The sequence below is a fragment of the Nonomuraea sp. NPDC048916 genome, assembly GCF_040649575.1.
In the GTDB taxonomy this organism is placed as follows: Bacteria; Actinomycetota; Actinomycetes; order Streptosporangiales; family Streptosporangiaceae; genus Nonomuraea.
Genome location: NZ_JBEZFS010000013.1, coordinates 57,772 through 83,491 on the forward strand (window position 1 = coordinate 57,772; position 25,720 = coordinate 83,491).

The 25,720-nt window shown below is 71.6% G+C and carries 20 protein-coding genes; 2 read left to right on the plus strand and 18 right to left on the minus strand.

Features of this window, described 5'->3' with window-relative positions; all coding sequences use genetic code 11:
• Positions 1-2: 2 nt before the first annotated feature.
• On the minus strand, positions 3-1,055 hold the full coding sequence (locus tag AB0C16_RS15975) for a DUF559 domain-containing protein (protein WP_357683197.1): 1,053 nt from the start codon (positions 1,053-1,055) through the stop codon (positions 3-5).
• A gap of 297 nt (positions 1,056-1,352) precedes the next feature.
• Between AB0C16_RS15975 and AB0C16_RS15980 the strand changes: the two genes are divergently transcribed.
• Positions 1,353-2,123 (plus strand): SigB/SigF/SigG family RNA polymerase sigma factor, encoded by a 771-nt coding sequence (locus tag AB0C16_RS15980; RefSeq protein WP_357683200.1) that lies wholly within the window; start codon positions 1,353-1,355, stop codon positions 2,121-2,123.
• A 3-nt stretch (positions 2,124-2,126) separates the two neighbouring features.
• Here the strand turns inward: AB0C16_RS15980 and AB0C16_RS15985 are convergent, their stop codons facing one another.
• Positions 2,127-2,711, minus strand: a complete 585-nt coding sequence (locus AB0C16_RS15985; protein ID WP_357683203.1) for a hemerythrin domain-containing protein — start codon at positions 2,709-2,711, stop codon at positions 2,127-2,129.
• Positions 2,712-2,780: 69 nt separating this feature from the next.
• The gene (locus AB0C16_RS15990; protein WP_357683206.1) at positions 2,781-4,439 is read right to left on the minus strand and encodes a catalase; all 1,659 of its coding nucleotides are present in this window, start codon (positions 4,437-4,439) and stop codon (positions 2,781-2,783) included.
• A 283-nt stretch (positions 4,440-4,722) separates the two neighbouring features.
• Here AB0C16_RS15990 and AB0C16_RS15995 point away from each other — a divergent pair, with 283 nt between their 5' ends.
• A complete protein-coding gene (locus AB0C16_RS15995) occupies positions 4,723-5,904 on the plus strand; it encodes a TerC family protein (protein ID WP_357683208.1) in 1,182 nt (393 codons plus the stop codon).
• Positions 5,905-6,233: 329 nt separating this feature from the next.
• On the opposite strand, the gene AB0C16_RS16000 is transcribed toward AB0C16_RS15995, so the two are convergent.
• The 15 genes from AB0C16_RS16000 to AB0C16_RS16070 form a co-directional block, all read right to left on the minus strand.
• Positions 6,234-6,641 carry a pyridoxamine 5'-phosphate oxidase family protein gene (locus tag AB0C16_RS16000; RefSeq protein WP_357683210.1) on the minus strand — a complete coding sequence of 136 codons (408 nt, stop codon included), beginning with the start codon at positions 6,639-6,641 and terminating at the stop codon, positions 6,234-6,236.
• A 73-nt stretch (positions 6,642-6,714) separates the two neighbouring features.
• Positions 6,715-7,509: a hypothetical protein gene (locus tag AB0C16_RS16005; RefSeq protein ID WP_357683212.1), complete on the minus strand. Its 795-nt coding sequence runs from the start codon at positions 7,507-7,509 to the stop codon at positions 6,715-6,717.
• A gap of 290 nt (positions 7,510-7,799) precedes the next feature.
• On the minus strand, positions 7,800-9,071 hold the full coding sequence (locus AB0C16_RS16010; protein WP_357683720.1) for a GTP-binding protein: 1,272 nt from the start codon (positions 9,069-9,071) through the stop codon (positions 7,800-7,802).
• 19 nt (positions 9,072-9,090) lie between these two features.
• Positions 9,091-10,002, minus strand: a complete 912-nt coding sequence (gene cysD, locus AB0C16_RS16015; protein WP_357683214.1) for a sulfate adenylyltransferase subunit CysD — start codon at positions 10,000-10,002, stop codon at positions 9,091-9,093.
• A gap of 164 nt (positions 10,003-10,166) precedes the next feature.
• Entirely contained in the window at positions 10,167-11,612 is a 1,446-nt protein-coding gene (locus tag AB0C16_RS16020) for an MFS transporter (RefSeq protein ID WP_357683216.1), read from the minus strand.
• 9 nt (positions 11,613-11,621) lie between these two features.
• Entirely contained in the window at positions 11,622-13,019 is a 1,398-nt protein-coding gene (locus AB0C16_RS16025; RefSeq protein ID WP_357683219.1) for an FAD-binding protein, read from the minus strand.
• Positions 13,016-14,716 (minus strand): alpha-amylase family glycosyl hydrolase, encoded by a 1,701-nt coding sequence (locus tag AB0C16_RS16030; RefSeq protein ID WP_357683221.1) that lies wholly within the window; start codon positions 14,714-14,716, stop codon positions 13,016-13,018. Before AB0C16_RS16030 ends, AB0C16_RS16025 begins: the two co-directional genes overlap by 4 nt.
• A 14-nt stretch (positions 14,717-14,730) precedes the next feature.
• Complete coding sequence (locus tag AB0C16_RS16035; RefSeq protein WP_357683223.1) at positions 14,731-15,705, minus strand: aldo/keto reductase; 975 nt, start codon at positions 15,703-15,705, stop codon at positions 14,731-14,733.
• Positions 15,705-17,117, minus strand: a complete 1,413-nt coding sequence (locus AB0C16_RS16040) for a glycosyltransferase (RefSeq protein ID WP_357683225.1) — start codon at positions 17,115-17,117, stop codon at positions 15,705-15,707. Before AB0C16_RS16040 ends, AB0C16_RS16035 begins: the two co-directional genes overlap by 1 nt.
• The gene (locus AB0C16_RS16045) at positions 17,110-20,697 is read right to left on the minus strand and encodes a DUF4915 domain-containing protein (RefSeq protein ID WP_357683227.1); all 3,588 of its coding nucleotides are present in this window, start codon (positions 20,695-20,697) and stop codon (positions 17,110-17,112) included. The genes AB0C16_RS16040 and AB0C16_RS16045 overlap by 8 nt, the downstream gene beginning before the upstream one ends.
• Positions 20,694-22,733 (minus strand): class II aldolase/adducin family protein, encoded by a 2,040-nt coding sequence (locus AB0C16_RS16050; protein WP_357683230.1) that lies wholly within the window; start codon positions 22,731-22,733, stop codon positions 20,694-20,696. The genes AB0C16_RS16045 and AB0C16_RS16050 overlap by 4 nt, the downstream gene beginning before the upstream one ends.
• A gap of 105 nt (positions 22,734-22,838) precedes the next feature.
• Positions 22,839-23,549, minus strand: a complete 711-nt coding sequence (locus AB0C16_RS16055) for an HAD family phosphatase (protein WP_357683233.1) — start codon at positions 23,547-23,549, stop codon at positions 22,839-22,841.
• A gap of 1 nt (position 23,550) precedes the next feature.
• The gene (locus AB0C16_RS16060) at positions 23,551-24,201 is read right to left on the minus strand and encodes a transaldolase family protein (RefSeq protein WP_357683236.1); all 651 of its coding nucleotides are present in this window, start codon (positions 24,199-24,201) and stop codon (positions 23,551-23,553) included.
• A 170-nt stretch (positions 24,202-24,371) separates the two neighbouring features.
• Positions 24,372-25,034 carry a response regulator transcription factor gene (locus AB0C16_RS16065; protein ID WP_357683238.1) on the minus strand — a complete coding sequence of 221 codons (663 nt, stop codon included), beginning with the start codon at positions 25,032-25,034 and terminating at the stop codon, positions 24,372-24,374.
• Complete coding sequence (locus AB0C16_RS16070; protein WP_357683239.1) at positions 25,031-25,693, minus strand: sensor histidine kinase; 663 nt, start codon at positions 25,691-25,693, stop codon at positions 25,031-25,033. The genes AB0C16_RS16065 and AB0C16_RS16070 overlap by 4 nt, the downstream gene beginning before the upstream one ends.
• Positions 25,694-25,720 lie beyond the last annotated feature (27 nt).

Genomic DNA, 25,720 nt, shown 5'->3' on the forward strand with positions numbered 1-25,720 from the left:
GCTCATCCTTCCGGTGTTCCACGGCGACGGCTGCGCAGGTACAGCTCGATCTGGCGGACCACGGCTTGCGGGTCGGTCATCACATGGGAATCGGTGAAGCGAAGTACGGCGTAACCCGCGAGCTGGAGGTGTACGTCGCGGCGCCGGTCCTCGTCGAACGCGCGGGGGCGGCGGTGCTCGGGGCCGTCTATCTCCACGACGCACCGCTCGTCCTGCCACAGGAGGTCGACCCTGATCGGCCCGGCCAGCGGGTGCGGCCGGTAGGTCTGGTTCCAGGCCCGCCCGGCGGCCCAGGCGCACCCGGCCAGCGCCGCCTCGAGCGCCTGCTCGCTCCGGCTGCCCGGATGCGGCTTCCCGGCGACCGCCGGATAGCTCACGCTCGGCCGCGCCTCCTCGACGGCCGGTCGCGGCACCCCGACGGACAGGGGAGTGGTCGCCTGCCGAAGGTGGTCCACGGTGTCGGGCGGGGGTGTCACGCGCTGGACGCGGTCGACGGTGTCGAGCGGGGCGCCGGTCAGCCAGACGCCCAGCTCGCCGCGCTGGGCGAGCCATTCGCAGCCCGCGACGAGCACCTCCTGCGCCGCCGGCGAGAGCCCGCCGGGCACGTCGACCAGGAGCGCCGCGCGTGACCTGCCGAAGCTGGCCGCGATCACCCGGGCCAGCCCGGTGGCCCGCGTCTCGGGGGAGAACCTGGTGGGCGCCGTCCGGGCCGACAGTGCCAGCTCGGCGAGGTCGGCTAGAAACGGGCCGAAGTGGTCGCTGGCCGCAGCCCGGCGCAGGGCCAGGGCGCGTACGGCGGGCACGCCCGCGCCGCCGGGCCCGTCGAGCCCTTCGGCGCCGGGCAGCCACGCGGGGAACAGCGCGACGGCGGCCCGTTCGAGCTCGCACAGCGCGGCGGAGACGAAGCCGGTGGTGGAGCGGGCGACGGCCGGCAGGTAGGTGACGATCGCGGGGGCGTCGTCAGGGAGGGGGTCGATCGCCAGCGCGACGGCCTCGGAGTCGGCGCCGTCGAGCCACACGGGCCGGCCGACCGGTAACTGCGCCCACGACCGCACCACTCGCCGCCTTCGACTGCCGGAACATCTCAGTCTTGGCGACGGTATACGGCCCGCACCTGAAAAAGAAGCGGGACCGGGAAGTGCGATCCCCCCTTTTTGCGCGGGTTGATTCGAGCCGGCCCGGTCCCCGATGGGCCGGAGCCGCGGAAGGCCGCGGAAATTCGGCGGAATATTTCGTGTGAAAGGGGTATATACCTGTCGGAGTCCAGCAGAGGGCTTCGCCTCGAGAACGAGCGAGGCGTGCTCCTGCCTGGGTTTTCCTGGATGTGGCCGCCCGCCGAACAAGGAGCAGGCATGGCTGTCCAGGAATTCGTGCTCACGGAAATGACCGCCGAAGAACTTCTGACCGAGATGGTCAATCCGGATACGCCCGACAGCGTCCGCGAGCGGTTGCGTGAGCGGTTGGTGGCGATGCACGACCGGCTCGCCCACGAGATCGCCCGGCGATACCGCTACCGGGGCGAGCCCATGGAGGATCTGCTCCAGGCCGCCTACGTGGGCCTGATGAAGGCCATCAACGGCTTCGACGCCGCTCTCGGCCACGAGTTCAGGGGATACGCGGTCGTCACCATGACGGGCGAGGTCAAGCGCCACTTCAGGGACCGCACCTGGGCCATCAGGGTGCCGCGCGTCTACCAGGAGCGCCGCTCCGAGCTCAACAAGCTCAGCTCCGACCTCGCCCAGGACCTCGGCCGGGCCCCGACCGTCGCCGAGTTGGCGGCCAGGATGAACATCTCGCAGGAGGACGTGCTGCTGACGCTCGACGCGTCGGCCGCCTACAGCACCCTGTCGCTCGACGCCCCGCTGGGCGGCCCCGACGACGACGCCACGCTCGGCGACGTCATCCCCGAGGAAGACCACTCGCTCAGCATCCTGGTCGACAAGCACGCCGTGAAACCGCTCATCGACGCCCTGCCGGCGCGGGAGAAGAAGATCCTCCTGCTGCGCTTCTACGGCAACATGACGCAGTCGGAGATCGCCGCGGAGTTCGGCATCTCGCAGATGCACGTCTCCCGCATCCTGCGCAACGTGCTCTCCCAGTTGCGCGCCGGGCTGTCGGACTAGCGGTCAGTCCCACCCGCCCATGGCCTGGCGGATGACGTCGCGCGCCCGGTCCATCATCGCGATCGGAGTGCCCACCAGGATGTTCCTGATGGCCGACTCGGTGCCGGGATGGGGATGGGTGGGCGCCAGCGCACTGGCCGCCTTGACCCCGGCCGCCAGCGTCCGGCGCTGGGCCACCGTGGTGCGGGCGCGCAGCCGCGGGAACTCGTACCTCTCCTCGCCGCCGGCGTGTGCGGTGACGGCGGCACGCAGCACGGCGAGGTTCGTCAGGAAGTCGGGCTCGTCCACGCCCGCCTGGTCCATCTTCCGCAGGAGCTCCTTGGCCTCCCTCTCCTCGGCCAGGCGGTCATCGACGACCGCCTCGCCGTCTTCGAGCACCAGCCGGGCATAGGGGTGGACGATCTCCTCCTCGACGGTCTCGTGCACGGCGAGCAGCCGCACCAGCCGGGTGAACGCCTTGGCCCGCCGGTGGACGGGCGCCCGCTCGACCTCGTCGAACAGGTCTCGGATCATCGCGTGCTGGGCCACCAGCAGCTCGACGACGTCGGTCTCGTTCATGGTCTCCGGCATGACGCGGGACTCGGGCATGGTGTTCCCTTCTTCGAAGGCGGCGGGGCCCACGCCTGCCGGTCACGGCGGCGCGGGCCCGTGTCAGACCTAGGGGGCGTGGGCGGCCCGCTCGTTGGGCACGCAGTGCGTCATGATCAGGCCGCTGACGTCGCGCGGTCCGTTGGCGCCCAGCCTGGACAGGCGCAGCCGGTCCTCGTCGGTCAGGTTCTGGCCGTCGAGCGGCGGGAGGTCGGCCACGTCCTCGGGACGGATGCCGAGCCCTTCACCGACCCGCAGCCCCAAATCGTCCTCCACCAGCAGGAAGTGCCAGACCATCCGCTCCTGGACGCGCGGGTCGCACTGCTTGAGCGCGGTGACGAAGTTGTGCACGAGGTCGTCGCGCTCCCACTGCTCCATCAGCAGGTAGCGCTGGCCCGGCTGGGCGTAGTCGTTGGTCCGGGGGATGCGTTTGCGCGTGAGACGTCCCGAGATGACCGGACCCTCCTCGTCCTCGGTCGGGTAGTCGGCCTCGCGCAGCCCGTCGACCAGCGACGGCTCGTAGTTGATGTGCGGGCTCTCCCCGGCGGTGTCGACGAAGTAGGTCATCTGCCCGTCGCGCTGGTTGGTGCGGACGGCGGAGTTGCGTGCCTGGTTGATCGGCAACTGCAGGTAGTTGGGGCCGACCCGGTAGCGCTGGGTGTCGCTGTAGGAGAACGTCCGGCCGACCAGCATCTTGTCCTCGGAGAAGTCCAGGCCGTCGATGAGGACGCCGGTGCCGAAGGAGATCTGCTCGTTCTCGGCGAAGTTGTTGTCCACGTTGCGGTTGAGCACCATGCGGCCGACCGGCCTGGGCGGAAACTGGTTCTCCGGCCACACCTTGGTGTCGTCGAGCGGGTCGAAGTCCAGCTCCGGGTGCTCGTCGTCGCTCATGATCTGCACCAGCAGCTCCCACTCGGGGAAGTCGCCGCGGTCGATCGCCTCGTGCAGGTCTCTGGTGGCGTGCCCGAGGTCGTTGGCCTGCACGGCCGCCGCGTCGGCCTCGGTCATGCCGCGTACGCCCTGCTTGGGCATCCAGTGATACTTGACCAGGACGGTCTCACCCTGCTGGTTGACCCACTTGTAGGTGTTGACGCCGAAGCCCTGCATGTGCCGGTAGTCGGCCGGGATGCCGCGCGGGCTGAACAGGTTGACCAGCATGTGCAAGCTCTCCGGCGTCTGCGACATGAAGTCGAAGATCCGCGCGGGCTCCTGCCTGAAGGTCACCGGGTCCGGCTTGAGCGAGTGGATGACGTCGGGGAACTTGATCGCGTCCCTGATGAAGAAGACAGCGAGGTTGTTACCGACCAGGTCCCAGTTGCCGTCCTCGGTGTAGAACTTGATCGCGAATCCACGCGGGTCGCGGGCGGTCTCCGCCGAGTCGCGCCCGCCGATGACCGTGCTGAACCTGACCGCCACATCGGTGCGCCTGCCCTGCTCCTGGAAGATCTTCGCCCGGGTGTAGCGGCTGATCGGCTCGTCGCCGATGCGGCCGTACGCCTCGAAGAAGCCGTGGCTGGTCACCCCGCGGGCGTGGACCACGCGTTCGGGGATCCGTTCGCGGTCGAAGTGGCTGATCTTCTCGAGGAACTGGTAGTTCTCGAGCGTGGCCGGCCCGCGTGCGCCCACGGTCCGCTGGTTCTGGTTGTCGTAGACCGGATGTCCCTGCCGGTTGGTCAGGATCTCCCGTTTGCCACCCGACCGGGGTCCGGTGCCCGAATTGTCTGCCATATCCGTGTTCCTCTCCCTCGTTGGGCCTCTTCCCGTCCGGTCATCAAGGTCCGGTGCCCCGAGAGCAAAGAGTCATCCCGATCCCCCGCCGGAGAGCGCGGGCGGCCTGATCGGGAAGCAGGCGGCTTGAGCGGGAAGCAGGCGGCTTGAGCGGGAAGCGGGCGGCTTGAGCGGGAAGAGAGTGGTTTGAGCGGGACGCGGGCGGCTTGAGAGGAAAACCGGGGGGTAACAGACGCCGAGTAATCCGACAAGGACGGTCGCAGTCGAACCATGGAGCCGCCGAATGGAAGTATCCGCTGCCGTCTGGTGGCTGACGATCCTCGGGATCGCCGCCCTGCTCGCGTTCGACTTCGTCTTCCACGTGCGCAAGGCACACGTCCCGACGATCTCCGAGGCGGCGGTGTGGTCGGCCGGCTACGTGGGCGTCGCCCTCCTGTTCGGCGCCGGCGTGTGGGTCTTCGGCGGCACCGAGATGGGAGCCCAGTATTTCGCCGGCTACGTCACGGAGAAGGCGCTCTCGGTCGACAACCTGTTCGTCTTCCTCGTCATCATGTCGAGCTTCAAGGTGCCACGGTCCTACCAGCAGAAGGTGCTGCTCTTCGGCATCGTCTTCTCGCTGGTCGCCCGGACCGGGTTCATCTTCCTCGGCGCCGCGCTGATCAACACGTTCGCGTGGGTGTTCTACATCTTCGGCCTCATCCTGCTGATCACCGCCGGCAGCCTGTTCAAGTCCGAGAGCGAGGAGAGCCACTCCCCGGACAACATGGTGATCCGGGCCGCCCGCAAGGTCCTGCCCGCCTCCGACACCTACGACGGCGACAAGCTCTTCACTGTCGTCGACGGCAAGCGGGTCGTGACCCCGATGCTGCTGGTCATGACCGCCATCGGCGGGACCGACCTGCTTTTCGCGCTGGACTCCATCCCGGCCATCTTCGGCCTGACCCAGAACGTCTACCTCGTCTTCACCGCCACCGCGTTCGCCCTGGTCGGGTTGCGCCAGTTGTACTTCCTCATCGACGGGCTGCTGGACCGGCTCATCTACCTGGCCATGGGGCTGGCCGTCATCCTCGCCTTCATCGGCGTGAAGCTCATCCTGCACGCGCTGCACGAGAACAACGTCCCGTTCATCAACGACGGCGAGCCGGTGAACGTCGTAGAGATCAGCACCGGGCTGTCCCTCACGGTCATCATCGGGATCCTCGTCGTCACCGTGATCGCCTCTCTGGTCAGCGCCAAGGGACGCGCGCAGAACGCCGTGTCCTGCGCCCGCCGCCACGCCACCGAATACCTGTACGTCGAGCGCGACCCGGCCCGGCGCGAGGAGATCTTCCGCGACCTGCTCGCGGAGGAGGCCGAGATCCGCAAGCTGCCCGAGAAGTACCGCGCCAGGATCCGCGAAGAGGACAAGCTGATGGACCTGCTCCGCCGGGCCCACGCCGAACACGACTCCCGCACGTCGGGCTGACGTCGACCGGGACAATCCTCGCGGCGTCCTGGCGTCGGGGTCGGTGAGGACGTGCCGCCCGGGCCGACGGGGTTGTAGGAGATGATCTGCCGGTTGTCGCGAAGCCCGTCCTGCCAGCACAGGAAGGTACGGGCGCCGGGGAACCTCGTGACGCCGTGTGCCTGCGCCTGGCGGGGGATCAACCGGCAGCACTCGCGCGAACGCATTGAAACACGTGCACACCGGACCGGCAACGCGCCGTGAAAGTTTCACCCGGCCCGGTAGGGCAGCCACCCGGCCAGGTGGGCCAGCCCTGCGACCCGGTGGGTCAGCCGCGCGGCCAGGCTGGGTCAGTCGTGCGGTCGCCCGTCGACCAGGCGGATCCCGGTGATCATCTCCACCTGGATGGAGATCACCTCGTCCATCTCGCGATCCACCCAGGGCCGGAGCATCGTCCGGTAGCGGGTGACCGCGGCCGGTTCGGTGACGAGGCGGGCGGTGCCTGTGACGATCACACTCCAGCCCAGGTGCTCGACCGGGTCCAGGTTCTCGGCCTCGTAGGCGACCACCGAGCCGCCGCGTCCCGCCGACTGGGAGACGATGGCGGCGCCCAGATGGCTGCGGATGATCACCGCTTCCTCGTCCACGATGTGGTTGACCGGGCGGATCGCCGGCAACGCCTGCTGGGTGAAGACGACCCGTCCCAGCGTGACGCTGCCCAGGAGCTCCAGGGACTCCTGCTCGGTCAGCTTCAGCATTCGGCGTGGTGTGGCGGGCATCGTCTCTCTCGCATCGTGCCGCTCCTGGCGGCTGTCAGGGGGCGCGTGCATCTCAGGTTCCCCGCAGAATCCGGTCGTAACGCAGGACGGGGCCGTCCAGGCAGGCTCGCAGCGCGCCGCCGGGGTCGTCCAGGCGGCACCGGCCGCAGCGGCGGTTGCCGCAGCCCAGCAGCCCGTGCGCGGCCAGCTGGACCGACGCGGTGGGCAACCCCCGGCCGATCAGCGCCTTGGCCGTGTCGCAGGCCATCGGCCAGGGGCCCGCGAGCAGGGCCACCGTGTTGCCGGTGTCGAGGTCGAGCTCGTCGGCGGCGGCGGTCATGGCCGGGCCGGGCGACAGGCGCACTCCCTCCCGGGTTGCCAGGTCGCGCCACTCGGGCCGGGACACCCAGCGGGCGCACCCTCCCGCCCACAGCCGGACGCTGCGGACGGCCAGGTCGTCGGCCTGCTCGATGAGCGGGCGGAGCAGCGACACTCCCGTGTCCCAGCCGATGAGCACCAGGTCCCGGCCCGCCGCCGACTCCAGGTCCCAGCCGGCTCCCATCGGCCCCCTGACCTCGACCAGGTCGCCGACCGTGCCCATCGACAGCCCGCAGGGCACGCGCAGCGTGGTCATCCGGACCAGCGTGTCGCCGGGCCCGTACGTGACGTCGACCGCGGGCACCCGCACGTCGCCCGCCAGGTCGAGCACCCAGTACTGGCCCGGCAGCGCGCGTGGCGCGGGTGGGCCCGCGACTCCGGCCGCGGACAGGGACAGGGTAAGTCGTCCCGGACCGTCGGCCCGCAGGTCCACTATCCGGTGTGGCCGGGGAGCCGTCGCCCATCTCCGATCACGCTCGTCACCAGGCACGACAGCCTCCTCACAGCCCATATCCGAAAAACCCTCATGGCGGCGCACCCATCAGGTTTCCGGCTGGTTCCCAGGAACGACAAGGGTCGAAAGTCCCTTCCGTGCCCTCAATCTCCAGCACGCTCCAGCACGGTCCCGCCGGGCGGCCGACGCCGACCACGGCCGGGTGTCCGCGTTGTGGCCTTACGGTCGCCGCACGAGGAAGCGCTGCCGCTCGTCATGACCCACGGCTGGCCCGGGTCGCGCGCCTGCTTCCGCGCGCTCGGCCGCTGAGCGGCCACGCTCCGGGATCAGCGGCCGGAGCGTGGCCCGATGATCATGCCCGCGCCGACCGTGGCGTTGGTCGCCTCGTCGATGAGGATGAAGGCGCCGGTGAGACGGTTGCGGGCGTAGTCGTCGACGAACAACGGCCGGGTGACCCGCAGGCTGATCCGGCCCACCTCGTTGAGCTCCAGGCCGCCCGCGTGCTCGTCGCGGTGCAGGGTGTTGACGTCCAGCCGGTAGCGCAGCTCCTTGACCAGGGCCTTCGCGGTGCTGGTGGTGTGCTTGACGAGCAGCTTCATCCGGGGCGAGAGCGGCCGGTCGGCGGTCAGCCAGCACACCATGGCCTCCAGGTCCTGGGCCGTCTCGGGCCGGTTGTTCGGCCGGGCGATCATGTCGCCGCGCGAGATGTCGATGTCGTCGGCCAGCCGCAGGGTCACCGACATCGGCGGGAACGCCTCCGGCACCGGGCCGTCCGGGCCGTCGATGTGCGTGATCGTGGTGGTCAGCCCGGACCCCAGATGCACCACCTCGTCGCCCGGCCGGAGCACGCCGCCGGCGACCTGGCCGGCGTAGCCGCGATAGTCGTGCAGCCCGGGGTCGTCCGACTTGTGCGGGCGGATCACGTACTGCACCGGGAACCGCACGTCGATCAGGTTGCGGTCGGACACGATGTGCACGTGCTCCAGGTGATGGAGTAGCGACGGCCCGTCGTACCACGGCATGTTCACGCTGCGCTCGACCACGTTGTCGCCGTGCAGCGCGGAGATCGGGACGAAGGTGAGGTCGCCGATGTCCAGCCTGGTGGCGAACGCGGTGAACTCGTCCTTGATCCGTTCGTAGCCGGCCTCGTCGTAGCCGACCAGGTCCATCTTGTTGACGGCGACGACCAGGTGCGGGACCCGCAGCAGGGTGGTCAGGAACGCGTGGCGGCGCGACTGCTCCAGGACGCCCTTGCGCGCGTCGACCAGCACGATGGCCAGGTCCGCGCCGGAGGCGCCGGTGACCATGTTGCGGGTGTACTGAAGGTGGCCGGGCGTGTCGGCGATGACGAACGAGCGCCGCGGCGTGGCGAAGTAGCGGTAGGCCACGTCGATGGTGATGCCCTGCTCGCGTTCGGCGCGCAGCCCGTCGGTGAGCAGCGCCAGGTCGGCGTACTCCTCGCCGCGTTCGGCGCTGGTCCGTTCGACGGCCGCGAGCTGGTCCTCGAAGATCGATTTGGAGTCGTACAGCAGCCGGCCGATCAGGGTGGACTTGCCGTCGTCGACCGAGCCCGCCGTCGCGAACCGCAGGATGCCCATCCTCTTGGTGACGTTCATGCTAGAAGTAGCCTTCCTTCTTGCGGTCCTCCATCGCGGCCTCGCCGCTGCGGTCGTCCGCGCGGGTCTGCCCGCGCTCGCTGACCCGGGTGACCTGGATCTCCTCGATCACCTCGGCCAGGGTGGCGGCCGTCGACATGACCGCGCCGGTGCATGACGCGTCGCCGACCGTGCGGTAGCGGACCCTCGCCTCGAACGCGGGCTCGTCGTCGTCGCGGTGCGCGTACGGGTTGTCGTCCAGGAGCATCCCGTCCCGCTCGAACACCGTCCGGGGGTGGGCGAAGTAGATCGACGGGAGCTCCAGCCCGTCGCGGCGGATGTACTCCCACACGTCCAGCTCGGTCCAGTTCGAAAGCGGGAACACCCGCACGTGCTCGGCCTGCCGGATCCGGGTGTTGAACAGGTTCCACAGCTCGGGACGCTGGCTCTTGGGATCCCACTGGCCGAACTCGTCGCGGAACGACACCACCCGCTCCTTGGCGCGGGCCTTCTCCTCGTCGCGCCGGGCGCCCCCGAACGCCGCGTCGAACCGGTGCCGCTCGATCGCGTCCAGCAGCGTGGTCGTCTGCAGCCGGTTGCGTGAGGCCCGCCTGCCGGTCTCCTCGGTCACCCTGCCCTGGTCGATGCTCTCCTGGACCGACGCGACGACCAGCCGGACCTCCAACTCGGCGACCCGGCGATCCCGGAACGCGAGCACCTCGGGGAAGTTGTGCCCGGTGTCGACGTGCATCACCGGGCACGGGATCGGCGCCGGCCGGAAGGCCTTCTCCACCAGCCGCAACAGCACCACGCTGTCCTTGCCGCCCGAGAACAGCAGGACCGGCCGCTCGAACTCGGCCACGATCTCGCGGATGATCTGGATCGATTCGGCCTCCAGGATCTCCAGCTGCGAAAGCAGGTGGGTGGTGCGCATGGGGTGCTCCCATCGGGTCGGGGACGGTCAGTTGGCTCGCGCGGCCGTTCGGGGGCGTTCGTGCGGGGGATGGTCAGTTGGCTCGCGCGGCCGTTCGGGGGCGTTCGTGCGGGGGATGGTCAGTTGGCTCGCGCGGCCGTTCGGGGGCGTTCGTGCGGGGATGGTCAGTCGGCTCGCGCGGCCGTTCGGGGGGCCGTTCGCGGCCGGATCACGTACGCGATGGCGGAGGCGATCGCGGCGGCCAGCGCGATCAGGGTCAGCCCGACGGGCAGCCCGAAGGCGTCGGCCAGCAGGCCGATCGCGGGAGGCGCGGCCAGGATGCCGCAGTAGCCCAGCGTCGCCGCGACGGCGATCCCGCTCGGCCCACCCGCCACCCCGGCCTGCGCCATGGCGACGGGAAAGATGTTGGCCAGGCCGAGCCCGGTCGCGATGATGCCGACGAACACCAGCGGCAGCGAGTCGGTCATCGCGGCCAGCAGGGTTCCCGCGCACGCGGTCAGCCCGCCGATCACCACGACACGCGTGGGCCCGAGCCGCTCCAGCAGGGCGACGCCGGACAACCGCATGAAGCCCATGGTGAGCTGGAGCGCCGCGTAGCCGGCCGCCGCGGCTCCGGGGCTGCCGGCCAGGTCCTCACGGATGTGCAGCGGCATCCAGCCGTCGAGAGCGCCCTGACTGAAGGCGGCGCACAGGCCGATCAGCCCGAAAACCACCACGGCCACGCCGAGCCGCCGCCCAGCGGGCTTCACCTCCGAGCCCGCCGAGCCGCCCGGGCCTGCGGGGCCATCCGGGCCTGCGGGGCCGTCCGGGCCTGCGGGGCCGTCCGGGCTCCGCGGGCTGTCCATGCCCGTCGGGCCCTTCGCGCCTGCCGAGCCGTTCCGGCCTGCCGGGTCGCCCCGGCCTCCCGGGTGCCCGGCCGTCTCCATGTCTTCCAGGACGTCCGCCTGGCTCGCCGCCTCCGCGTCCACGCCGTCCGGGACCTCGGTGTCGGCGCTCGGGAGCGGATGCGCCATCAGCATCCGCCCCAGGATCGCGGTGGCGAGCAGCCCCGCCGGCACGAGCAGCAGCATGTGCCGGGTCGGCGACAGGTACGGTGCGAGCAGCCCGCCGAGCGCGGCGCCCGCCAGGCTGCCGAAGCTGTTGGCCGCGTGGAAGCCGGGCATGACGGGCCGGCCCAGCGCCGCGATCAGATCGACCGCCACACTGTTGACCGCCACGTCGATGCCGCCGTACGCGATGCCGAAGATGATCAGCACGAGGCCGAGCCCCACCGCGGAGTGGGTGAGGGTCGGAGGCACCACGCTGACGGAGAGCAGCGCGGCGGTCGCGATCGTGACCCGGCGGCTGCCGAAACGCCTGCAGAGCCCGCCGGTCGCCAGCATCGTGAGCACCGCCGAACCGGTCATGCAGAGCAACGCCAGGCCGAGCGGCCCCGGCGAGGCCCCGATCTGCTCCTTGATCGCGGGGATACGGACCGCCCACCCGGCGAACAGGAAGCCGGCCAGCGCGAAGAAGAACGTGACGGCGACGCGTAACCGGACGAGCGCGGCGGGGGACGGTTCCCGGTCCGGAGTGTCGGACCCCGTCCGGTAACCCTTGATCAAGGACACGGGAGTCTCCTAACTCAGGTAGCGATCCAGGAAGGAGTTGCCGAACTTGCCTGCCGGGTCCCAGACGCGTACCAGGTCGCGGAAGTCGGATGCGCGCTCATAGCGCGAGCGCAGGAGCGCCGGGGGAGTGGTGAAGATCTTGGCCCAGTGGGGCCTGGCCCGGAACGGCGCCAGCCGCTCCTCGACCATCCCCACCACCGGAAGGACGGCCGCGGTGTCGGCGATCCAGGTGAAGTGGATGCTCACCGAGTCCTCCCGGTAGAACGGGCTCATCCACAGGTCGTCGGCGGCGACGGTGCGCACCTCGCAGATCTGCGACACGGGGCTGATCGACGCCCGGATCCCGTCTAGGGCGCGCAGCGCGGGCACCGCGTCGCGCCGGGCGACCATGTACTCGGAGTGCAGCTCGTCGCCTGCGCTGCTCGGCTCGAAGTCGGGGCGGAAGTGCGGCAGCCGCTCGTACCAGCGGCCGGTGACGCCGAGCTGCTCGGTGCAACTCGCCGCCGAGAACCCCGGCACCGGGTGCAGCGGGCCCGTCGCGGGCGAGGCGGTGAACCACGGCTCCTTCACCACGGGCGACTCGGGCTCGTCGACGCGTTCGATGATCCAGACCTGCGTCAACGCCGGCGAGCGCCAGTCGGTGAAGAGGCACACGCTGTAGGCCGCGGTGACGAGCTCCTCGAAATGGTCGTCGAGCACGTCGAGCGGCAGCCCCTCGTAGACCCGCTGCCGCAGGTCGAACGACGGCACCAGGTCCAGGGTCAGGCTCACCACGATGCCGAGGGCGCCGAGGCCCACGACCATGCCGGAGAAGTGGTCCGCGGCGCGGCCCACCGTCACCAGGTCGCCGTCGGCGGTGACCAGCTCCAGCCGTGACACCGCGGTGGACAGGCAGCCGTTGCCCACGCCGGAGCCGTGCGTCGCCGTCGCGCAGGCGCCTGCGACCGAGATGTGCGGCAACGAGCCGAGGTTCGGCAGCGCGAACCCCTTCTCGTCGATGTGACGGGCCAGTTCCGCGTAGCGCACGCCCGCGGCCACCCGTACGGTGCCGGCGGCCGAGTCCACGTCCATGGCCGGCGGCAGGCCCGCCAGCGACACCAGGTCGCCCGGTCCGTCGGCCAGCTCGTTGAACGAGTGCCTGGTGCCCAGCGCGCGGATCCGGTCGCCACGCGCGGTCAGCGCCTGCAGCCCCGCCACGGACGTGGGCCGGTGCAGACGCGCGCACGTGTAGGCCACGTTCCCCGCCCAGTTCGTGCGGGCGAGGTCGGCCCGGTTCGTGCGGGCGAGGTCGGCGGCGAGATCGGCCCGGTTCGAACTGGCGGGTTCGGCCCCGTTCGCACCAGCGGGTTCGGTCCGGTTCGTGCGGGCGGGTTCGGTCCGGTTCGCACCGGTGGGTTCGGCCGTCATGAGGCCTCCTCGATCCGTACGATCACGCCCTCGTCCGGGGCGAGACGCAACGGCCGCAGGCTCGCGGCCTCGCCGGACGGGCGGGCTCCGGTCGACAGCCCCACCCGGCCCTCGGCGGGCAGGTCGGGCACGGCGACCGAGGTGCTGTGCGGCGCGAAGTTCAGCGCGACGAGCAGCCGCTCGCCGGGCGCCGAGCGCAGGTAGGCGAAGACGTGCCCGGGAGCCTCCAGCGAGCGGTAGTCGCCCGTCCGGAGCGCCGCCGACGCGCGGCGGAACGAGATCAGCCGCCGGTAGAGGTTCAGCAGCGACTCCGGGTCGTCCTGCTGCCCGGCCACGTTGACCTGGCTCTGGCCGTCGGCGAACGGCAGCCAGGGCAGCTCGGCGCCGGTGAAGCCGCGTCCCGTGGCGTCCCACTGCATGGGGACACGGGCGCCGTCCCTTCCGTCGACGTCCAGCACGAGGTCGAGCGGCGGCTGGGCGTCGGCCATGCCGATCTCCTCGCCGTAGTAGACGCAGGGGATGCCGCGCAGGGTCAGCATCATCATCGCGGCCACCCGGGGCCGGCCGCCGCCGCCGAAGCGGGTGACCGTGCGGGAGATGTCGTGGGTCGCGAGCGCGTGGGTGGGCAGCGCTTCCGGCCGCGCCAGCGCCGCCAGCCTGTCCACCACCTCGCGGAACGCGGCGCCCTGCCACGGCTGCTCCCAGAACGCGATGTGGAAGGCCGTGTGCAGGCCGTCGCCGCCGAAGTACGCGGCCAGCCGCCGGTCGTCGCCGATGGGCACCTCGCCCAGCGCGAACCGGCCGCCATAGGAGTCGAGTGCGCTCCGCAGCTCGCGCAGCACATCCTGCGTCTCGGGAAGGTCCAGGTTGCGCTGGTACGCCCCGGGATGCGACACGTGTCGCCGGGCATGGGCCACCTCGGCCGGGTTGTCGCGCAGCTCGGCGTCCTTCAGCAGTCGGTGCGCCACGTCCACCCGGAAGCCGTCGACCCCGCGGTCCAGCCAGAACCGCCACACCTTGTGCATCGCGGCGCGCACCTCCGGGTTGCGCCAGTTGAGGTCGGGCTGTCCCGGCGTGAAGCTGTGCAGGTAGAACTGGCCCGTCGCCTCGTCGAACGTCCAGGCCGGCCCGCACTTCTCGAAGGCGCTGAGCCAGTTGTTCGGCGGCCCGCCGTCCGGTCCCGGGTCGGCCCAGATGTACCAGTCGCGTTTGGGGTCGCTCCGGCTGGAGCGGGACTCGGCGAACCAGGGGTGCTCCGCCGAGGTGTGGTTCATGATCAGGTCGATCACCACCCGGATGCCGCGCTCGTGGGCTCGGCGGAGCAGCTCGTCGAAGTCCGCGAGCGTCCCGTAGACGGGGTCCACGGCCTCGAAGTCGCTGACGTCGTATCCGAAGTCGGCCAGCGGCGACGGATAGAACGGCGACAACCAGACGGCGTCGACGCCCAGCGCTTCGAGATGGCCGAGCCTGCCGATGATGCCAGGCAGGTCGCCGATCCCGTCGCCGCCGGAGTCGGCGAAGCTGCGCGGATAGATCTGGTAGACGACGGCTTCGCGCCACCACTCGTCCTGGCTCATGTCGGACTGGGTCCTGTCGGACAGGTTCGTCTCGGACAGGTTCGTGTCGGACTGGGTCTTGTCGGATCGGTTCATGTCTGGCTGGGTCCTGTCGGACTGGTTCGTGTCGGGCTGGGTCATGTCGGGCCCCTTCGCTATGTGTTCACCCCGGACATGTCGGGGTAGCGGTCGCCGGCGGCGGACCCGGACGGCACGAGCTCGTCGAGCGCCGCCAGGTCCGCCCAGGTCAGCTCCAGCGCCATGGCGGCGACGTTCTCCGCCAGCCGCGCCCGGGTCTTGGTGCCGGGGATGGGCACGATGTCGGTTCCCTGGGCGAGCACCCAAGCCAGCGCGAGCTGCGTGACGCTCACCCCGTGCTTCTCGGCGAGCCGGGCGACCCGCTCCACCAGGGCGGCGTTGTGCGGCAGGTTCTCCCCCTGGAACCGGGGCAGCGTGCGACGGAAGTCGTCGTCCGCCAGGTCGCCGGCGACGGTGATCCGCCCGGTCAGCAGCCCCCGGCCGAGCGGGGCGTACGCGATGAACCCGATGCCGAGCGAGCGCAGCACCCCCAGCAGCTCCTGCTCCGGCTCCCGGCTGACCAGGGAGTACTCGGTCTGCACCGCGGCGACGGGGTGCACGGCGTGCGCCCGCCGCACGGTCTCCGGTGCGGCCTCCGAGATGGCCAGATGCCGCACCTTGCCCTGCCGCACCAGCTCGGACAGGGCCGTCCACGTCTCCTCGATCGGGATCGAGGTGTCCACCCGGTGCTGGCAGTAGACGTCGATGACGTCCACGCCGAGCCGGCGCAGCGACCCCTCGCAGGACTTCCGCACGTATTCCGGGCTGCCGTCGACCCCGATGACCCGGCCGTCCGGCCCTTTGACGTTGCCGAACTTCGTCGCGATCACCACCTGGTCGCGGCGGCCCCCGACCGCGCGCCCGATCAGCTCCTCGTTGGTGTACGGGCCGTACATGTCGGCGGTGTCCAGGAGGTTGACCCCGAGGTCGAGGGCGTGATGGATGGTCCGGACGGACTCCGCGTCGTCCCGGGCGCCGTAGAACTGCGACATGCCCATGCAGCCCAGGCCGATGTCGGAGACCAGCGGCCCGTCGCGGCCGAGCCGGCGCATCAGGCGGCCCTCGCCGTGGCGACGTTCTCGATCACCTGCGCCCAGTCCAGCAGCTGCCGGTCCGGCAGGTACCGCTGGTGCACCCACTCCCGGGCGCGGTCGCCGAGCCGCCGGGCGAGCTCCCGGTCGGTGAACAGCCGCCGGATCTGCGACGCGGCCGCATCGACGTCCCACGGGTCGGCCAGCAGCAGGCCGGTCTCACCGTCGAGCACCTGATCGCGCAGCCCGCCGACGGCGCTGGCCAGCAGCGGGCGCGACTTCCACATGGCCTCGGTGGCGGTCAGCCCGAACCCCTCGGCCAGGCTCTTCTGCACCACGACCGTGGCGTGCTGCTGGAGGGCGTTGACCACCACGGCGTTCTCGCGGAGGTCGGCCATCGGCAGGCACAGCAGCTGGCAGCGGCGACGGTGCTCGGGCGGCAGTGCCCGCCAGGCCCGCACGCACTCCTCGTACAGCTCCTTGGCCTCGGGGTCGTCGACGACGCCGCCGAGGTCGGCGCCGGCCAGGCTCAGGTAGCCGTCCACACCGGAGGCGACGAAGGCGTCGAGGACGCCGCCCATGTCCTTGAGCCGGTCCCAGCGCGACACCTGGACGACCATCGGCAGGTCCGGAGGCGGCGGCGGCCCGTCGCGGAGCACCAGCGCCGGCCGCCGCACCTCGACGTCCGGACCGATCGGCGCCGGCACGGTGACCGGAAGCCCCGGCCCGCCGTCCAGGATGCCGGCGGCGCCGAGGATCGAGACGGCGTCCTCGCCGCTGAGCGCCATGTTCTTCGGCCCGCACGGGTCGATCGACGGCGCGATGATCTGCGGCCTGGGCGCCCAGTCGGGGACGTGGCCGGGGGTGGAGAACACGGTGGCGTCCGCCGCCTGGACGAACCGGCTCACGAACGCCCCGCCGTCGCGGGTGTGCTCGTTCTGCCGGTCGCTGCCGATGTGGCAGCGCCACACCACGGTCGCCCCGCGCTTCCGCGCCTTCTCGATGAGGCCGGCGGGCTGGGCGTCGTGCACGATCACCACGTCGCCCGGGCCGACCAGCTCGGCCAGCCAGCCCGCGTTGGCGTCGATCGCCCGCTGGTAGTGCCGCAGCTCCGCCGGGCCCAGTGGCCCGCCGTCGCCCGCGATCCCGTAGAGCCGCGACACCAGCCGCTTGGCGATGGCGTAGAACTCGGGATCGCCGTCGATCACCAGCCACCGCACGTCCAGGCCGACGGCGCGGGACAGCGGGCCGAGCACGTGCAGCAGCTCGGCCACCCCGCCTCCCGCGGCGGTCGAGTTGACGTTCCAGATCCTGCGGCCGTTCAGCATCCCTCCGACGCGTCCGGCGTCGTCGCGCAGCCGCGCGACCCGCTCGTCACCGAGCACCTGCCGGTACGGCGCCAGGGGGATCTGGCGGAACTGAACCTCACGCATCTCGGCCTCCTACCTCGATGGGCCCTTGGTTGGTGGGCCCTTGCTTGGCGGGCTCTCGCTCGACCGGCCCCTGCTCGACCGGCCCCTGCTCGACCGGCTCCTGCTCGACGGGCCCTTGGTTGGTGGGCCCTTGGTTGGCGGGCTCTTGCTCGACCGGCCCCTGCTTGCCGGGTTCCTGCTGCTTGCCGGCCTGCTCGAAGCCCTGGTTGATCCAGACCCCGGTCCAGAACTCCGGGTCCGGCGGCAGGACCAGCTCGATCAGGGTGGGACCGGGATGGTCGACCATGGCGTCCAGCGCCCGGGCGAACGTCTCCAGCCGCATCGCGGCGTGCTCGCGGTCCAGCCAGCCGCTCAGGTCCACGCGCAGGCTGCGGACTCCGAGCGCGGTGGCGATCTCGACGTAACGCATCCCCTCGGCGTTGTCCAGATAGCGGTTGTGCCCGCTGTCCAGCCAGCCCGACGGGGTCGACTGCTTGCGCAGCGACACGGCGCCGCCGTTGTTGCACACCAGGAAGGTGACCGGGGCGGCCTCCTGAACGGCGCCGACCAGGCCCTGCATGCTGTTGGTGAACCCCTGGTCGCCCAGGCAGCAGATCACCTTGGCCGAGGGCTCGCCCAGGGCGAGACCGGTGGCCAGCGTGATGCCGCTGCCGACGAAGCCGCCGTGGCCCCCGGCCACCCGCAGGCCGGGCGGGAACTCGTCGTACTCCTCCGCGAGCATGCCGCCGAACATCTGGCTGTCGTCCACGAGCACCACCTGCCGGGGCAGCCGCGCGGCCACCTCGCCGATGGTCCGGGCGATCCCGGTACGGAGCGCCGCGGCCTCCTCCGGGATCTCCGACTCCGCCGGGCCGGCCGCCCGCTCACCGGTCGCGAGCCTGGCGTACCAGGGGGCCGAGCCGTCGCGGCCGGGCACGGCGCCGGTGAGGCCGCGCAGCGACTCCACCACGTCCGCGTGCACGAGCGCGTCGTCCGGCCGCAGGTAGCCGTTCTTCTCGACCGCCTCGGGCTTGGACGTGAGCGCGATCTTCCGGCACCCGGGCAGCTCCCCGACGACGCGGGGATACATGTTGCGGTCCTCCACGGTGATCAGCAGGTCGGCGGCGTCCAGCACCGCCCGGTGCTCGGGGTCGGCCGGGTCGTACCAGCCCAGGAAGCCCGGGATCTCGCTCCCGCTGATCCGCTCGAACAGCATGGGGCCGCGGCGGTACTTCACCTGGAGCACCGGGGCGCCGGTCCGCTCGCAGAACGCCGCGAGAGCGGGCACTGCGCCGTCGTGCAGCAGCGCGTAGTCGTCGACGAAGACCACCGGCCGGCGGGCCGAGGCCACTGACTCCGTGGCCGCGCGGAGCGCCGCGTCGTCCCCGGCGGCTTCGCCGCCCGAGCCGCCGCTCCTCGGCAGCGCGTCGAGCGGCACCCAGGCGGCCTCCGCCACGTCCTGCGGCACGGCGACGAGCGCCGGTCCGTACGGTGCCCGCTTCGCGTCACCTATCGCCGCCTCGACCGCCTCGACCAGGGCGTCCACCGCCACGCGGCGCTCACCCGGCTCCTTGGGCACCGCGTGCAGCTCGTGCCACGACTTGGCGAAGGCGCCCGAGACCGGGATGAGGTCCGGCTCGCCGTGCGGCGGCAGGAAGGGCTGGGAGCCGGTGGACGGCAGTCCGACCACGGCGACGGTGCCGATCTCGTTGCGGCGCAGGTCGGCCAGCGCGCCGAGCGCGTTGGTCAGGCCGCGCGCGCCGTGCAGGACGGCGGCGCCGTTGCCGGGCCGCAGCCGGCTCGCGCCCCCGGCCTGGAAGAGGGACTCCCGGTCGCCGCGTCCGTTCACGAGCAGGCCCAGCCGGGCCATCGTGTCGCACATGACCAGCTCGGACGTGCCCGCGTAGGCGAACGCCACGTTCACCCCGGAACGGCGCAGCGTGAGCCCGACCGCCTCGGCTCCGGTGAGCAGCACCTCGCCGGCCTCGGTGATGGCGTCGTCGACGACGTGCTCGAGCGAGGCGGCCGACGCCTTCAGCGCCGTGGCCAGCGCCTTGACGAACGCGGGCCGCCCGGCGTCCTCGATCAGCCCCACGGTCAGGCCGTTGACGCCGCCGGTCGGGCGGGTCAGCAGGGTCCGGACCAGGTCGTGGACCGTGCCCCCCGCCGTGCGCGCGGCCCGTACCTCCGCCGGGTAGAGCCCGAAGGCGCCGAGCGCTCCGTAGGCGGCGTTCTCGGCCACCACGCTGATGCCGACGTCGGCCGCGCACCGCTCGTCCAGCTCGTCGAACGGCACGCCGCCGTCCTGCACCAGGGTGATCCGCAGCCGGTAGTCGCCCAGCTCCGAAGGGGTGCGCGCCCGGATGAGGACTCGGGCGATCGCCTCCGGCGGCAGCGAGCGGGGCAGCGGCACCGTGATCGGCTGCGTCGAGACCACCTGGCCGTCCGCGTCGTACCAGCGGTGCAGCACCCGGACCGGGAACGGCGGCGCGGGAGTCAGCACTCCGGCTCCGGTGTTGCGGATCCGGCAGTCCACCGTGATCAGGCTGTCGGCCTCGACCTGCTCGTCCACCGGGTCGGCCACGGTGATGACCGCCCGGCAGTCCTCGACGGCCAGCGGGTCACCGACCGCCCAGAGCCGCTTCGGCTGCCTGCCGAGCCGGTCGAACAGCTGCCGCTGGCCCTGCTCGTGCACCCGCGTGTGGTTCGCGTCGAAGCCCTGCCGGGCGCCCTCGGCGAGCGGAGACGAGGCCAGCGCGAGCGCGTACACCTCGCGCGCGGGCAGGTCCACCAGCCCGATCACGCTCCAGTCGGCGCGGTCCACCACGGCCACGGCCGCCGTCTCCACCGAGTCGGTCACGTGCCGGTGCGGGCTGACCCCGACGAACAGGTAGTCGTCGGTCACCACCAGGCCGCGCGGCCAGCCGGGCAGGCTCAGCCGCCTGGTCTCCTTGCGGGTGGCGTCGGAGATCTCCACGAGGTCGCCCTCGGCCGAGTCGCAGACCAGCCACACGCCGTCGCCGTACCAGGGGTTGTGCGGGGCGCGCAGGCCCTTGAGCACCGGCTCGCCGGTGTCCAGGTGCACCACCTGGCCGGTGGTGGGCTTCCCGCTCTCGTCCCAGCCGCGCCGGCGGAGGAACGGGCCGAACCCGCACACCACGACCCGGTCACCGGCCAGGGCCAGGCTGTTCAGGTGCCAGCTGTCGACCTCGCCAGGCGCGCGCCAGCGCCACGCGATCTCGCCGTCGGGTGAGACGCACTGCACCTCGTTCTGGGTCGTCGCCACCACCAGCACCTGGCCGTCGACGACCAGGATGTCGTGCGGCGTGGAGACGTCGTCCAGCCGGTGGTAGCGGCGCACGCCGGTCTCGTCGTACGCGACCAGCTCGGCCGGGCTGCCCTCGGCGCTCCACAGGCAACGGAACAGCAGGCCGTCCGCCGCGAACAGGCCGGTGCTCGACACCCGGTCGATCTCCTCGACCGAGCCGTTGATCGCGAACAGTCCGCCGCCGATCGTGTGGTGCGCGTCGAAGCACGACGCCAGCAGGTGCTGATCCGGCGGCACCAGGCCGTCCAGCGTGGTCAGCTTCTCGATCGTCATTCGGATCCCCTCGTGTTGTCGTGGATCGTGTCGTCGTGAACGTCCTGAGCGATGTCATGAGCTGTCTCGTGGGCGATTTCGTGAACCGTGTCGTGCGCGGTGTCGTGGGCGGTTTCGTGCCCCGTGCCGTGAACGGTGTCGTGAGCGCGTCTCGGGCACAGCACCGTGCCGTCCCAGGTGTCGCTCACCGGGCCGAAGACCGGACCGGCGAGGAAGAGGGCGGCCTCGGCCACGGCCACCGGGTCGGCGGTCGCGACGGCGTTGACCGTCAGGCCGAACCGGCCCTCCGCGTCCGCCTCCAGGCGGCCGATCTCCAGCTCCAGCTCACCGGCGGTCCGCCCGTCGCGGGCCAGCAGAACCGAGCCGCGGCGGCGCTGGCGGCCGAAGACGGCGAGCGCCGCGGATGCCAGGTCGCCGGAGCCGGTCAGGTCGATGAAGACGTCGAATCCGCCGTAGGCCAGCACGGCGTCCCGGACGACGGCGGCCGGATCGGAGGCCGGTGAGGCGAGCGCGACGGCCCGCCGCTCGCCGTGCCGCGCGCTGATCTCGGCGGCCGAGGTCGCCATCCCGGCCTGTTGCCGGGGCGACTCGGCGGCCAGGGCGACGTGCGCGCCGGACGCGGCCAGCCGGTCGACCACCGCCGCCGCACAGGGCTCGTCGGAGGCGGCGACCAGGAAGACCTTCCCGGCCAGCGGCCCGTCCGGCGGCCGTAACTGGGGCTTGCGCCGCATGAGCGGCCAGTATTCGTCGGCGGCGCCCTGCGCTTCGGTCAGCGACTGGTAGCCGCCCGCCGCGTCGGCCGCCCGGATGACGGTCATCGTCTGGGCGAGGTGATCGGCGCACAGCCTGGCCTTGGCCGCGTCCGGCCCGGCCGTCACCACCCCGAGGCCGGGCAGCACGATCGCCCGGGGCGCGTCGCCGCGCCTGCCCTGAGCGCGCGCGGTGAGCGGCACGTGCCGCTCGTAGTAGCCGTTGTACCAGCGCCGGTGGCGTTCGATGCCGTCGAGGACCGCACCGGTGTCCGTCAGTGCGCGGTCCAGGACCGTGCTGGTGTCCGCCGGTGTGCCGGTCAGGGCCATGGCGGCGTTCGCCGGTGTCCGGTCCAGGACGAGCGGGCGATAGCCGACCGTGACCAGGTGGTCGGGGCAACTCGGCCCGTCCTGGCTGCACCGCGGGCCGCGCGCCGAGGAGGCGAACCGCACCGCCTCGTCGCTCCGGTCGACGTGCAGGACGAGCCCGGGAGTCCCGGCCGACAGCGCGCCGCGCATCGCCGGGAGCAGCTCGGCGAGCAGGTCCGTCGCGGCCTCGGGAGCCGGCGGGGTCACCACCGGGCCGCCCAGGTCAGCCGGACGCCGGATCGCCTTCCGCACCGCCCGCGTGGCCCGTTCGACGGCCTCCAGCGAGTTGCGGTAGCACTCCTCGCTGGTGTCCGCCCAGGTGAAGAGCCCGTGGTTGGCCAGCAGCACGAACCGGCAGCGGGGTTTGGCGGCGATCCGACCGGCCAGCTCGCGGGCCACGCCCACGTCGAACTGCCGGTAGTCGAACCAGATCGCCTCGTCGCCGAACTCCGCGTCGGCCGCCTCCCGCCCGCCGGGGAACGACGTGAGCGCGATGACCGCGTCGGGATGGCAGTGGTCGACGTGGGGGTACGGGATGAAGGCGTGGGTCAGGGTCTCGATGCCCGGACGGCGCTGCTCGCCGCGCAGCCCGCAGTCGACCAGGTAGTCGATCATCCTGTTCTCGCTCAGCGGGCCCGAATCGCGTAGTTCGAGCAGGTCGTCCAGGCGTAGCGCGGGAAAGTCCGCCGGTGTGGTCGCGGCCCCGTCACAGCCCCACGCGCTCATCCAGAGCACCCTGGTGATGCGGTGGCGGTGGTCCGAGGCGATGCCCTTCGCCGAGAAGTTGCCGCCGCCCTCCTTGGTCAGCGCCGGGTCGGCCCCGACGAGGTGGGAGCGGTGCAGCACCGCGTCCCTGCCCGATAACCGGGCGGCCTCCGGCTCCCAGCGGTCCACCGGTGGCATGAACAGCTCGTCCATGAGTGACCCCTTCCGGATCAGGCCGGTCAGCCGGCCGGTCGTTCGGTGGGTGTGTCAGTCGGCCGGCCGTCAGCCGGCCCGCCAGGCGGTCCGTCGACCGGTTTGTCAGTTGGCCCGGAGGTAGCGGCTCTCGCGGGCCGCCGCGAAGCCGAACCCCGTCTGGCCGCCGACCCGCAGCAGGTGCTCGTACGGGTCGAAGGAGATCCGCTCGAAGTCCCGTTCGACGGTCGACGCGCCCGCCTCGATCACCTGGGCCGCCCGGTGCGGCGGGGCGAGCGCCACGCAGGCGGCGCCGGCCGTGACCGCGGAGGTCACGCCGCTGATCGCGTCCTCGAACACCAGGCAGTCACCGATCGCGGCGGACAGGCGATCGGCGGCCAGCAGGTAGCAGGCCGGATGCGGCTTGCCCAGCGCCACGTCGTCCGCGCAGATCAGCACGTCGAAGGTCTCGGCCAGGTCCAGCTGACCGAGCACCTCCGCCGCCTTCCAGTCCTGTGCGCCCGTGACCAGGGCGACGGGGACGCGCGCGTCGCTCAGCTCGGCCAGCAGCCTCAGCACGCCCGGGATGGCGGTGTAGCGCAGGCTCTCCTGGTTCTCGCGCAGCCGCCGGTAGACCTCGCCGTACCGGTCGGGCGAGACGCTGGGGAACAACTCGCGGAGCGTGTGGTCCGCGCGATGCCCGTAGACATGCCGTTCCAGGTCGTCGGGAGCGATCGAGAAGCCCTCGGAACGGGCCAGCCGCTGCCAGAACTCGGTCACCGAGTGCTCGGTGTCGACGACGACCCCGTCCATGTCGAACAGCACTGCCTCGTACATGTCAGCCCCTCTCGATCGGCTGCTCCACGCGGTACTCCTCGGCGAACGCCCGCTCGGCCTCCAGCGCGGCCGGATGCTCCAGCACCTGCTCCAGGACGGCCAGCGGCGCGGTCACCGCGTCGGCTCCGTCGAGGTACGCCTGGGTGAACTGGCCGGCGTTCTTCACCGAGGCCGCGACGATCCGGGTGCCGCCCTTCCTGACCCGGGCCAGGGCCGAGACCAGGTGACTGTCGGTTCCGTGGTCGCGCAGGGCGCGGTCGACGTAGGGGATGACCGCGACGCAGCCGGCCGCCTCGGCGGCGATCATCGCGTTGGGCGTCTGCGCGGCGGTCAGCGCGACGGGGATGCCGCGGCCGATCAGGCTCTTGGCCATCGTGAGGCCGCCGGTGGTCGCCGGGATCTTGAGGACGACACGGTCAGGGGCGAGCGACCAGGCCATCTCGGCCTCTTCCACCAGGCTGGAGTACGCGCCGCAGGGCTGGTAGTAGAACTCCGCGAGCTCCGTGTCGGAGAGCAGCTGCTTCGCGTGCTCCAGCGGGTCCTTGGTCACCGCGCGCATGAGCGTGGGATTGGTGGTGACTCCGTGTACGAAGGCGAGACGTACGGCTGCGTGGACGTCGTCTCGATCCGCTGAGTCCAGATAAATCGTCATATCCGAAGCCCTTGTGTCGCCTGTCGTTGGACGTTTCTCAACGTAGGCGTCCTGTTGTCCCGGATTCGTGGGAGCCAGGTCCCGGCCCGGTCCCTGATTCCGAACCCCACTCTCGGACCCGCTGCCTACCCTTGGTCACGGGACGCGGGTCACTGCAGGACACGGCCGTATTAGGCCGGATCGAGCCCCAGGCCGGCGTTCCTGGCGCGTAACGCCGCTGTCGTGCGGTCGGTGACATCTAACTTCATGAAAATGTGCGTGATGTGGTTGCGAATGGTCTTCTCGGCCAGCACCAGTTGGCGAGAGATGTCGCGGTTGTCGTAACCACGCGCGAGCAGGTCGAGAATCTCCGTCTCGCGGTCGGTGAGTTCGGGGAACGCCACCCGGCCCGGCACATGCCGGATCGCGGAGAAGTACGTGGTGAGCCGGGTGGCGACGTGCGGGCTGAAGACCGCGCCGCCCTTGGCCACCAGGTGGATGCCGCGCAGCAGGTCGTCGCGGGAGGTCGCCTTGTCGAGGAAACCCTTCGCGCCCGCGCGCAGCGCCCCGAGCACCACCTCGTCATCGTCGTCGGCCGCCGATATCACGAGCACGTGCGGAGCATTCGCGCCGCCGGTGATGAGCCGCGTGGCCTCGATTCCCGAGCAGCCGGCGAGCCTGACGTCCATGAGGACGACGTCCGCCCGGGGCCGCAGCGTCGGCAGGATGCGGACCGCCGCCTCGCCGGTGCCGGCCTCTCCGACGACCCGCGTCGTCTCGGCCGAGTCCAGCGCCACGCGCAGCCCGTCGCGGAACGTCGGGTGGTCGTCCACCAGAAAAACCCCGATGGTCATGCGGCCTGCCCGGGAAGCACGGCGCGCACCAGGGTGCCGGACCGCCCGTCTCTTCGGGGCAGCACGTCGCAACGGCCCCCGACCTCCTGGGCGCGCCTGGTCATCGATGACAGGCCGAGCCCTCGTGCGTGGCGGACGTCCAGGGGGCCGACCCCGTCGTCGGTCACCTCCAGGACGATGTGGTCGTCGTCGAGGGCGAGCCGCAGCGTCACCTGACCCGCGTCCGCGTGCCGTACGACATTGGTCAGGCTCTCGGAGGCGATCCGGTAGGTGGCGACCTCCACCTCGGCGGACAGCCGCGGCGAGACCTCGGGCACGTCGAGCACGATCGTCATGTGGGCGCCCTCGTCGAGGCGGGCGGCCAGCCGGCGCAGCGCGCCGGGCAGGCCCCAGTGCAGATCGGCCGGGCCCAGACCGTCGATGATCCGTCGTAGCTCCTGCGCCGTGCGGGCCGCCTCCTCGGCCGCCTGGGTGATCAGGCGGTGGGCCTCCGGCGCGTGGGCGACCATCGTCGCCGCGGTGTCGAGACGCAACCGGATGCCCGCGAGTGCCGGGCCGACCGTGTCGTGCAGATCGCAGGACAGCCGGCGGCGTTCGTCCTGCCGGACATCGGCGGCCGGCTCGCCCGCCGCCTGGCTGATCGGCTTGCTGAGGCTCATGGCATTATCCCGGTCTCAGACAATTCG